General features: G+C 69.0%; 9 protein-coding genes. 6 read left to right on the top strand and 3 right to left on the bottom strand.

Annotation, left to right across the window (positions count from 1 at the left end):
• Positions 1–4 precede the first annotated feature (4 nt).
• The 3 genes from ACZ0AA_RS14125 to ACZ0AA_RS14115 form a co-directional block, all read right to left on the bottom strand.
• Positions 5–712 (bottom strand): ZIP family metal transporter, encoded by a 708-nt coding sequence (locus tag ACZ0AA_RS14125; RefSeq protein ID WP_400863235.1) that lies wholly within the window; start codon positions 710–712, stop codon positions 5–7.
• A gap of 62 nt (positions 713–774) precedes the next feature.
• Positions 775–1,566 (bottom strand): NAD(P)H-dependent oxidoreductase, encoded by a 792-nt coding sequence (locus ACZ0AA_RS14120; RefSeq protein WP_400863236.1) that lies wholly within the window; start codon positions 1,564–1,566, stop codon positions 775–777.
• A 14-nt stretch (positions 1,567–1,580) separates the two neighbouring features.
• Positions 1,581–2,951, bottom strand: coding sequence for an MFS transporter (locus ACZ0AA_RS14115; RefSeq protein ID WP_400863237.1), 1,371 nt, complete (start codon positions 2,949–2,951; stop codon positions 1,581–1,583).
• A 98-nt stretch (positions 2,952–3,049) separates the two neighbouring features.
• Here ACZ0AA_RS14115 and ACZ0AA_RS14110 point away from each other — a divergent pair, with 98 nt between their 5' ends.
• The 6 genes from ACZ0AA_RS14110 (at position 3,050) to ACZ0AA_RS14085 (ending at position 11,378) form a co-directional block, all read left to right on the top strand.
• Positions 3,050–3,454 (top strand): winged helix-turn-helix transcriptional regulator, encoded by a 405-nt coding sequence (locus ACZ0AA_RS14110; protein ID WP_400863238.1) that lies wholly within the window; start codon positions 3,050–3,052, stop codon positions 3,452–3,454.
• A gap of 49 nt (positions 3,455–3,503) precedes the next feature.
• Complete coding sequence (gene argG, locus ACZ0AA_RS14105; protein WP_400863240.1) at positions 3,504–4,937, top strand: argininosuccinate synthase; 1,434 nt, start codon at positions 3,504–3,506, stop codon at positions 4,935–4,937.
• Positions 4,938–5,110: 173 nt separating this feature from the next.
• Positions 5,111–5,734, top strand: coding sequence for a TetR/AcrR family transcriptional regulator (locus ACZ0AA_RS14100; protein WP_400863242.1), 624 nt, complete (start codon positions 5,111–5,113; stop codon positions 5,732–5,734).
• Complete coding sequence (locus tag ACZ0AA_RS14095; RefSeq protein ID WP_463513294.1) at positions 5,731–6,684, top strand: hypothetical protein; 954 nt, start codon at positions 5,731–5,733, stop codon at positions 6,682–6,684. The genes ACZ0AA_RS14100 and ACZ0AA_RS14095 overlap by 4 nt, the downstream gene beginning before the upstream one ends.
• Positions 6,681–8,600, top strand: coding sequence for a YhgE/Pip family protein (locus ACZ0AA_RS14090; RefSeq protein WP_463513293.1), 1,920 nt, complete (start codon positions 6,681–6,683; stop codon positions 8,598–8,600). The genes ACZ0AA_RS14095 and ACZ0AA_RS14090 overlap by 4 nt, the downstream gene beginning before the upstream one ends.
• A 135-nt stretch (positions 8,601–8,735) precedes the next feature.
• On the top strand, positions 8,736–11,378 hold the full coding sequence (locus ACZ0AA_RS14085) for a penicillin acylase family protein (protein WP_463513292.1): 2,643 nt from the start codon (positions 8,736–8,738) through the stop codon (positions 11,376–11,378).
• Position 11,379 lies beyond the last annotated feature (1 nt).

Below are 11,379 nucleotides of genomic sequence, written 5' to 3'. Positions count from 1 at the left end.
TGCGCTAGCTCGCGAGCGAGAGACCCGCGGCGAGCGCGAAGCCCAGCACGGTCGCGAGCCCCGTCACCTGCTTCGCCTTCTGCTGTGCGTCGGGCACCATCGAGTCCACCAGCATCACAAGCAGGGCGCCGGCCGCGAAGCCGCTCGCGCCTGCACGGAACTCGTCGCCGGTGGCGCTCGCCAGCCCGAAGCCCGCGACTGTCGCGAGGGCGCAGATCACCGAGATGCCGGCCCAGAGAAGCAGCACGCGCGGCTTGGCCATGCCGCCCTTCAGCAGGTCGGCGGCAGACCCGATGGACTCGGGGAGGTTCGAGACCACGATCGCCACGACGAGGGCGATGCTCACCGGTTCACCGGATGCCAGGCCGATGCCGAGCACCAGCTGCTCAGGGATGCCGTCGAGCAGTGCGCCGAGCGCGAGGGGCGCTCCCGCACCCTGGTCCTTCGACTTCGCGGCTCGCGCATCGAGGATCCGGTCGGCGAGGAAGTAGGCCAGTGCTCCGGCCGCGACGCCGATGACGAGCGGAATGGGACCGGCGAGATCCAGGCCCTCTTCCCACAGCTCGAACGCGATGGATGCCATCAGCGCTCCGGCGCCGAAGCCCAGCACGATGCCCAGCCACCGCGGCGGCCAGGTGCGCAGCAGGGCGAGCGCGGCGCCGATGATCAGGGGCGACGCCGCGACGACGCCCCACAGGATCGCTCCACCCATGCCGTCCTCCTTCACGGCAACTCTGCCACCGTCGCGACGGAATCCGCAGAGGCGGCGCGCGTTCAGTCGATCGGCACGCGATGGATGCCGAGGTCGGTGCGACCGGGCAGCAGATCCGCTCGCAGCGCTCGGGTGCCGTGATAGTCGCCGTCGCGCAGCCTGCGATACGGGCTGGTCGGTGATTCGTCGCCGATTCCGGCGAGCCGTTCGACCAGACGCGCGCTCTCGCGATCGATGGATCCCGAGTCCAGACCGTCGGCATCGTGGACCACATGAAGGTCGAGCGGCTCGATGCCGGTGTACCAGAGGGTGCCGTGGGTGAGCGGGAACATCAGCGAGTCCAGATCACCGCTGATGCCCCGTTCTCCGATGGAGCGGTCGTCCTCCCCGGCCGTGACGATCACGAGGGCCCGACGGCCGGCGAGCGGGCCCTCGCCGTAGCGCAGCGGAAGACCGGTCTCGGCATCCGCGGGGCCGTACGCGAACCCGTTCGTGAACACGCGGTCGAACCACCCCTTGAGGATCGCCGGCGGCCCGTACCACCACAGCGGAAACTGGAGCACGACGAGATCGGCGGCCGCGAGCTTGCGCTGCTCCTCGGTCACATCCGGCGGCAGCTGCCCTGCGGCATACGCCTCACCCATGAGATCGACGACGTTGCCCTCCCTGCCGAGGGGCTCGCCCAGGTCCGGGGCCGCGAGAACGGGGTCGAACCGCTGAGCGTAGAGATCCGTGATCTCGACGTCGTGGTCGCGCGAGAGCGCTTCGACTCCGTCGCGGAACAGTCGGGCGTTGAACGAGTTCTCCTGCGGGTGGGCATGGATCCAGTGGACGGTCGGGCGTGATGCTGACACGGATGGCCTTTCTTTCAGCGGGCGGTGTGCGCCGGGTTGTCAGGGGTGCGCCGCCACAGCGGGAGGAGCGCCGCGGCGACGACCGCCCCGGCCGCGACGAGGAGGGCGACGACGAAACCGCGAGACCCGACGATCGAGGCGATCGTGCCGAGCACGGCGATGCCGAGACCGCCGCCGAGGGCGAAGCCGACCTCTTGGATCGCCCCCACCTGCCCGGCGTCGTCCTCTGTCGTCACGTCGAAGAGAGTCGTCGCGGCGAGTGTCGCCGCGACCCCGAAGCCCACACCGACGAGCACGAGCGGGATCGCGACGAGATCGACCCCCGTCGACAGCCAGACGAGTCCCACCCCCTGCACCACGAGAGCGAGCACTGTGAGCGTCGGCGAGCTCAGCCACCGCAGGAGCAGTGGGGCGAGCACCCCGCCGAGCGCGATCGCCACCGCCTGCGGAAGGATGGCGACTCCGGCTTCGGCCGCGCTGAACCCTCTGGCATCCTGCAGGTGCAGGCTCACCAGGAGAACGGATGCCGTCGACACGCCACCGCTCGCCACGATGCGCACGATCGCCGGACTGAACCCCGGCACTCCGAAGAGCCTCATGTCGATGAGGGGTTCGGCGAGGGCCCGCTGGCGGCGGATGAAGAACACGAGCGTCACGACCGCGAGCACTCCGGCGATCGTGGCGGGTACCGGAGCCGCGAGAACCTCGTGCAGGGCGAAGACGAGGGCACCGAGCGCGATGATCGACGACACGATGCTGAGGACGTCCCACGACGGCCGCCGGGAGCTGCGGGAGTCGGGCACGAGCCAGATCGCGAGCACACAGGCGACGACCGCGAGCGGCACACTCCCCAGCAGCAGCCAGCGCCACCCGGGTCCCTCCGTGACGAGGCCGCCGAGCACGGGGCCGAGTGCGCTGCCCGCGCCGAAGGTCGCGGTCCACAGTCCGTATGCCAGCACCCGCTGCCGTGCGTGATAGTGCGCCCCGATGGTGGCGACGACGCCCGCGACGACGAAGGCCTCGGCCACTCCGAGCAGCGCCCGCACGACGATCAGCAGCATCCCGTCCTGCGCGAATCCGCCCACCAGGTTGAGCACGGCGAAGCCGGCGAGGCCGAGGAGCACGATCCGCTTGCGGCCGAACGCGTCGCCGATGCGGGCGGCGATGATGAGGGTCGCCGCCAACGAGAGCGCGTAGATGTCGACGAGCCACAGCGCGCCGCTGTCACTGAGCGTGAGGTCGCCGCGGATCGCGGGCAGCGCGGTCGACATGCTGCTGATCGCGAGCGCCCCGATCAGGATGCCGAGAAGCAGGGGGATCATCGCGAGCCACGGATGCAGGGCCGCGCGCGGACGGGCGGATGCCGTGGGGGTGGGGAAGGTCACCGCCTCAGTCTTGTGGCTGAGTACACTTCAGACAAGTACGGTCATTCCGGGTACATAGTGACCAGGTGGATACTATGGACGGGAACGGAAGGCGGACCATGAGGGAGAAGACGGAGCGCATCGTCCGGGAGTGGGGCGACGCCTGCGACGCGGAGGTCTCGATCGCAGTGCTCGGCGGGGCCTGGAAGCCCAGCATCCTGAGCCTTCTCGGCGAGCATGAGGTGCTGCGATTCGGCGAACTCAGCCGGCTGCTCGACGAGCCGACCGCTCGCGTGCTCACCCGTCAGCTGCGCGAGCTCGAGGACGACGGACTGCTCATCCGCACGGTCTACCGGCAGGTCCCGCCCAAGGTCGAATACCGGCTGAGCGACCTGGGTCGGGGATCGATGCCGCTCGTCCAGGCTCTGACCGACTGGGGCGGCGGATACGCGGCGCACCAGCGGCGCGAACTCGAACGGCTCGCCGCCGAGCCCGAGGCTCTGGACGCCGCCGTCGCGCACTGACTCTCCTCGCGTCCGAAACAGCCGACACGCCGCCGATAGACTGGGAAGCATGTCCAAGGTCCTCCAGTCACTTCCCGTCGGCGAGCGCGTCGGCATCGCCTTCTCCGGAGGACTCGACACCTCCGTCGCCGTCGCGTGGATGCGCGACAAGGGCGCCGTCCCCTACACGTACACCGGTGATCTCGGACAGTACGACGAAGACGACATCGAGTCGATCCCGGGCCGCGCGCTCGAGTACGGCGCCGAGGCCTCGCGCCTGGTCGACTGCAAGACCGCTCTGGTCGAAGAGGGTCTGGTCGCGCTGTCGTGCGGCGCCTTCCACATCCGCTCGGGCGGGCGGACGTACTTCAACACCACTCCTCTCGGCCGCGCCGTCACCGGCACGCTGCTCGTGCGCGCCATGAAGGAAGACGGCGTCGACATCTGGGGCGACGGATCGACCTACAAGGGCAACGACATCGAGCGGTTCTACCGCTACGGCCTGCTGGCCAACCCGCGCCTGCGCGTGTACAAGCCCTGGCTCGACGCCGACTTCGTCACCGAGCTCGGCGGCCGCAAGGAGATGAGCGAATGGCTCGTCGCCCATGACTTCCCCTACCGCGATTCGGTCGAGAAGGCGTACTCGACCGACGCCAACATCTGGGGTGCCACCCACGAGGCCAAGACCCTCGAGCACCTCGACGTCTCGCTCGAGACCGTCGACCCCATCATGGGCGTCAAGTTCTGGGACCCTTCGGTCGCGATCGAGACGGAGGACGTCTCCGTCACGTTCGAAGCCGGCCGCCCCGTCGCACTCAACGGCGTCGAGTACACCGATCCGGTCGCGCTGGTGCAGGAGGCGAACACCATCGGCGGACGCCACGGCCTGGGCATGAGCGACCAGATCGAGAATCGCATCATCGAGGCGAAGTCGCGCGGCATCTACGAGGCTCCGGCCATGGCGCTGCTCTTCATCGCCTACGAGCGCCTCGTCAACGGCATCCTGAACGAAGACACCCTGGCGACGTACCACGAGCAGGGTCGCCGTCTCGGCCGCCTCATGTACGAGGGACGCTGGCTCGAGCCGCAGTCGCTCATGCTGCGCGAGTCGATCCAGCGCTGGGTCGGCCTCACGATCTCGGGCACCGTCACGATCCGCCTGCGCCGCGGTGACGACTGGACGATCCTCGACACCACCTCGCCGAACCTGTCGTACGGACCGGAGAAGCTCTCGATGGAGCGCGTCGGCGATGCCGCCTTCGGCCCGGTCGACCGCATCGGACAGCTGACCATGCGCAACCTCGACATCGCCGACTCGCGCTCGCGCCTCGAGCAGTACGCGGGTCTCGGCCTCATCGGCGGCGCGACGGGCGAGCTCGTCGGACGCGTCACGGCCGGCGAGTCGGGCGAGATCACGGGTTCCGTCGAAGAGGTCGACGAGAACCTGGCGGATGCGGTGGACAACGCATCCGAGGGCGCGGCCTTCGACTCCGGGCTCGACTGACACTCTCGGTTCTTGTGGAGGGGGCGGATGCTGCGGCATCCGCCCCCTTTTCTGTCTGTGCACGCCGTGTCCGCTCCATAACTCCGGAGATCGGTGCTCGGTGCTCGGCGCAGACCCTGTGAGTCTTCCGAGTTATCTTGCACACTCATGTGCACATTAACTACGATGGACACATGACCACCCGTCCTCCCCGCCGCGACTCCGTCGAGAACCGCGCCGGAATCCTCGACGCGGCTCGCGCCACTCTCGCCTCCGACCCCCGCGCGTCGATCGATGTCATCGCACGCAACGCCGGGCTCTCCCGCCGCACTCTCTACGGCCACTTCGACGATCGCGAGGCTCTGATCCGCGAGCTGATCTCGGTCGGAGCGCAGCGCTTCAACGCGATCGCCGAGTCCGTGACCGACGGAGACTCGCGCATCGCGTTGGCCCGCCTCGCCGCCCGTCTCTGGCAGGAGGCCGCGCACGTGCAGATCGCCGCGGCTCTCGCCCTCGACGAGGCCCACGTTCAGCACACCGCCGACGCCCTCGCCCCGCTCCGTCGCACCGTCGCCGCCCTCGCGCGTCGCGGGCAGGAGGACGGCAGCTTCCGCACAGACCTCCCAGCCCCGACGCTCGCCCGACTCATCGAAGAGGTCGCGCGCACGGTCGTCTCGCGCACGGATGCCAGCAGCACCGGCGCCGCCGGTCTCGCGGTGCGCACGTTGCTCAGCATCGCCGGACTCTCCTGGCGCGAGGCCGATGAGCTGCTGAGCGCGCACCCCGACATCGTCGAATCTCAGGAGGTCAGCGCATGAGAGTCACTCTGCACGAGGTGAGCAAAGGGCGCGGCGGGCAGTCACTGCCGACGACGAGCCTCGAATACAACAGCGGAGCGGTGCGCTTCGCCCTCGCCGAGACCGAACAGCGCCCGACCGTGCTCGGCCTGATCGCCAGCGGACGCATGCGGCCCGACACCGGGCGCGTGACGATCGACGGCGACTCGAACAACAGAGCGCTGCGCCGCACCATCGCGCTCGTGGACGCCCCCGATGTCAGCGACCCCCACGCCGACATCGCCCTCTCCGGCGTGGTGGGCGAAGAGCTCATGTTCGCCGGCGTCGGCGCCACTCCTCTGCACGCTCGTCGGTGGTTGAATCAGCTCGGATTCGGCGAGCTCGCCGGAGTGCCGATCGGCAACGTCGACCCGGCTGCACGGGTGCGCATCCTCTGTGAACTCGCGATCCTCCGCGAGGGCACCGAAGGCATCGTGCTCGTCTCGCCCGACCGTCACGGCGGCAGCCCGGACGGCTGGTGGCGCATCGCGTCGGAGTTCGCCGATCGCGGCTACGCCATGCTCGTCGTCATCGGCGGATCCGCCGCGGTCGCCCTCGAACGCATGCACGAGCTCGAGGCGATCAACGCCTCCGGCCCGATCGAGCCCCTCGTGCTCGACCGGCCGGGCGACGAGGCCGAATCCGCATCCGCATCCACATCCGCATCCGCATCGACTCCCGACGCTGCATCCGCAGCCGAATCGACTCCCGACGCGCAGCCGGAAAGCCCAGACGATCCGCTCGAAGCGCCGCGTGTCGACGACCAACGCGCCGAGGTCGCGCCAGAGGCTCTGGGTTCTCCGGACCAGGGTGACCAGGGTGACCCTGGCGCGCCGAGCGGGGCCCCCGAAGCCGACCACGACGGCACGCCCGCCACCGACACCGACACTGACACCGACACAGACACCGAACAGAACGGAGGCGAGCGATGAAGGTTCCCGCCATGATCGCCGCCGAGCTGCGGCGCCTCACTGCGAGCAAGATGGGCATCATCGCCCTGATCGCGCTCGTGTGCGTGCCGATCCTCTACGGCGGCCTGTATCTCTGGGCCAACCAGGACCCGTATGCGAAGTTCCCCGAGGTGCCGGTGGCGCTGGTCGTCGACGACGCCGGGGCCCCCGAACCCACCACCGGGACGGATGCCGCGACCGGCGAGACCGTGAACTACGGCGAGGACGTCGCTGAGAACCTCATCGACGGCAACGCCTTCGACTGGCAGCGCATGTCCTCCGGTGAGGCCGCAGACGCGTTGCGCGAGGGCACGGTCGACTTCACGGTCACGATCCCCGACGACTTCTCTGCGGCGTTGACCTCGGCCGCGGGCGACGACCCGCACCAGGCGCGCATCGAGCTCGAGACCAACGACGCGAACAACTATCTCGCGTCGTCCATGGGCACACAGGCGGTCGAGAAGATCCGCAGCTCGGTGGCCGAGATGGTCGGCAGCGAGGCCGCAGAGCGCCTGCTCACCGGACTCAGCGAGGTGCGCGACAACCTCGTCACCGCTGTCGACGGGGCGAGCCAGCTCACGGATGGCGCCAACACCGCGGCGACCGGCAGCGCCACGCTCGCCGACGGCACATCTCAGCTCGCCGCCGGCACCTCTCAGCTCGCGGGCGGAACGTCGGAGCTGGCGGGCGGCGCGGCTCAGCTCGCCGGTGGCGCGGCGACTCTGGCGTCGGGGGCTCAGCAGGTCAGTGACGGCAACCGTCAGCTGGCCGACGTCGCCGACCGCGCCGGGTCGGCTGTGCAGCAGGCGACGGATGCTCTGCCCCAGGCACGCCAGGACATCGCGACGGTCCTCACGGATCAGGGCCTGACGCAGGAGCAGATCGATCGGGTCCTCGCGACCCTCGATCCGCTCGGGACCCGGCTGCAGGAGGGCAACTCGACCGTGCAGAACGCGGTCGACAAGGTCGACCAGCTCGCCGCCGGAGCCGAGTCGGTGGCATCCGGCGCCTCGCAGCTCGCCAGCGGCTCGCAGACGCTCGCCAGCGGCGCTCAGACCGTCGCCAGCGGCGCTCAGACCGTCGCCACGGGCGCGGCGGCGGCGAACGACGGCGCGACCCAACTGCGCGATGGACTCGGCACCCTCGCGTCGGGCACCGCCGAGCTGCGCGACGGGCTCTCGGACGGCGTCGCGCAGATCCCCGTCTCGACGCCCGATCTGCGCACGCTGCAGGCCGACACCATCGCGGATCCCGTTAAGGTCTCGAGCGACAAGGTCGCGTCGGCCGAGGACTACGGCGCAGGCCTCGCACCGTTCTTCGCCGCCCTGTCGGCCTGGATCGGCATCTACGCGCTGTTCCTCATCGTCAAGCCGGTCTCGCGTCGTGCCGTGACCGCGCTGCACTCCCCGATCCGGGTGACCCTGGCCGGCTGGCTGACCCCGGCGATGCTGGGGGCGGTGCAGATGGTCGGCCTGATGGGCATCCTCGCGATCACCCTGGGCTTCACGTTCAACAACCCCATAGGCACGCTGGGCGTGATGATCCTCGCGTCGGCGACGTTCGCCGCGATCATCCTCACGCTGAACGTCTGGCTCGGCTCCGTCGGGCAGTTCCTGGGTCTCGTGCTCATGGTGCTGCAGCTCGTCACCGCGGGCGGCACCTTCCCCTGGCAGACGCTCCCCGCCCCGCTGGCTGCCCTGCACCATGTGCTGCCGCTCGGCTACGTGGTCGACGCCATGCGACAGCTCATGTACGGAGGCAACCTCGGCAGGGCAGGATGGGATCTCGTCGTGCTCGGGATCTGGCTCGTCGGAGCGCTGCTGCTCGCCGCCATCGGGGTGACGCGCATGACGCACCGGCGCACGCTGCGCGATCTGCAGCCGAGTCTGATCGGCTGACGCCGCGGGCGGGGGGCGAGAACTCCCCCCGCCCGCAGCATCATTGTGGGTAGTATTCCGGAAGCGTCTCCTGAGACGCACTCTGGGACTCTCTGGGACTGAGTTCCGCCATGCCACCCGAAAGAGTTCTCGAAGATGACAACCCATTCGACCGAGATCGCCGACGCGTCGCGCCTTTCCCTGGGTGCCCGTATCGGCCGCATCGTCTTCCTCGTCGTCGCCGCCGTCGTGGTGATCGCTGTCGCCGCCGCCTTCTTCGTGACCTGGACCATCCAGCGGTCCTTCGCGCAGACCGAGGGCACACTGCCGCTCGAGGGCCTGCAGTCCGAGGTCACGGTGCAGCGCGACGACCGCGGCATCCCGACCATCACAGCCGACTCGTCGCACGACCTCTTCTACGCCGAGGGATTCGTGCACGCGCAGGACCGCTTCTTCGAGATGGACTTCCGACGACACGTCACGGCGGGGCGCGTGGCCGAGATGTTCGGCGAATCGCAGGCCGGAACAGACGCCTTTCTGCGCACCCTCGGCTGGCGCAAGGTCGCCGAGGCCGAGGTCGAGGCGATGGACGACGTCACTCGCGGGTACTACGAGTCCTACGCCGACGGCGTCAACGCCTACCTCTCGTCACGTTCGGGTGCCGAGCTGTCGCTCGAATATGCCGTTCTCGGAATACAGAACCCCGAATACGCGCCCGAACCCTGGGAGCCCGCCGATTCGGTCGCGTGGTTGAAGGCGATGGCCTGGGACCTCCGCGGCAACATAGAGGACGAGTCCGAGCGAGCGCTGCTCGCCGCGCAGCTCTCGGACAGCTCCGATGCGACGGGGATCACCACGACTCTCGATGAGCTCTACCCCGCGTATCCGTTCGACGAGCACCCGGTGATCGTCCCTGAGATCTCGACGCCGACTCTCGAGACCGGTGCCGAGCCTGCCTCGTTCACGACCGACTCGAACGACGACGAGATGCAGCAGGCCGCGACGACGATCGAGTGGCAGGGAGCATCCGACGTGATCGAAGCCGCGAGCCTGCTCGTCGGCGACGTCGGCGAGGGCATCGGGTCGAATTCCTGGGTGGTGTCCGGAGACCTCACAGAGACCGGCATGCCGCTGCTCGCCAACGACCCGCACCTGGGCGCATCGCTCCCCTCGGTCTGGTACCAGGTGCAGCTGCGCTGCAGCGAGGTCACCGACGAATGCCCGTTCGACATGGGCGGCTTCTCGTTCTCGGGACTCCCCGGCATCGTGATCGGCCACAACCAGCAGATCGCCTGGGGATTCACCAACCTGACCACCGATGTCACCGATCTCTATGTCGAGCGGATCGAGGGCGACCAGTACTGGCGCGACGGGGCGCTGGTGCCGATCGAGGAGACCACCGAGACGATCAAGGTGGCCGGAGGCGACGACATCGACCTCACGATCCGGTCGACCGTGCACGGACCGATCATCTCGGGTCTCACAGACGACTTCACCGCGATCGCCGAAGACCCTGAGCCGGGCCTCTCCGGCGGAGGCGCCACGGGTGCGGCGCCCACAGGCGATGCCTCCGAGTACGCAGTCAGTCTGCGTTGGACCGCGCTCGACCCCGGCACGGCCGCCACGGCGATCTTCGCGCTGTCATCCGCCCAGGACTTCGAGGAGTTCCGCTCGGCCGCGGCCCTGTTCGATGTGCCGGCACAGAACCTCATCTATGCAGACGTCGAGGGCAACATCGGCTACCAGACACCCGGACGCCTGCCCGTGCGAGGAGCCGGCGACGGATGGATGCCGCAGCCCGGGTGGGACAGCAGCTACGACTGGACCGGGTTCATCCCCTTCGACGAGCTTCCGGTGTCGTACAACCCCGAGTCCGGCTACATCGTGACCGCGAACAACGCGATCGTCACCGACGACTACCCCTACTTCCTCTCGCGGGACTGGGACTACGGCTACCGCGCGGATCGCATCGCGCACCTGATCGAACGACGAGCCGCCGCGGCCTCGCTCACCGCTCAGGACATGCGCGAGATCCAGATGGACAGCGAGATGTGGATCGGCAAGCGACTCGCCTCCGCAATGGACGAGGTCGAGGTGAAGGGCGCAGGAACCGCGGATGCCGTGGCCCTGCTGCGCTCGTGGGACGCGCAGAACGACGCGGCATCCCCTGCCGCCGCCTACGCGAACGTGCTCTGGTCGAACCTCGTGCAGAACCTGTTCGCCGAACGCGACCAGCCTCTGCCGATCGACGGACAGGGTCGCCTCTTCACCGTCGTCGCCGATCTGCTCGACGACCCCTCCGACCCCCTCTGGACGAACGCGGCCATCGATGTCGAGAGCATGGACGAGATGCTGGCGCTGTCGGCAGAAGAGGCATACGACGAGCTCTCGGCCCTGCAGGGCGAAGCGGTCACAGGGTGGAGATGGGGCGATCTGCACGCGATCACCCTCACGAGCGACACCCTCGGGTCGTCCGGCATCACCCCGATCGAGATGCTCTTCAATCGCGGCCCCTACGCCGTCGGCGGCGGCGCATCGGTGGTCAACGCGACCGGCTGGGAGCTCGGTGCCTCCTATGCCACGACCACCGTGCCGTCGATGCGGATGGTCGTCGACCTGGCAGACCTCGACGCCTCGACCTGGATCCACCTCACCGGGGCATCGGGTCACGCGTTCGACGAGCACTACGTCGATCAGACCGCCGACTGGGTGGCCGGTGCGCAGAAGCCGTGGGCGTTCTCCGACAAGGCGGTCGACGCGGCGACACGGCACACCCTGCTGCTGACGCCGGCCGGGTAGC

This window comes from Microbacterium sp. AC035 (assembly GCF_979258485.1).
This window is presented reverse-complemented; position numbering and strand designations above follow the sequence as displayed.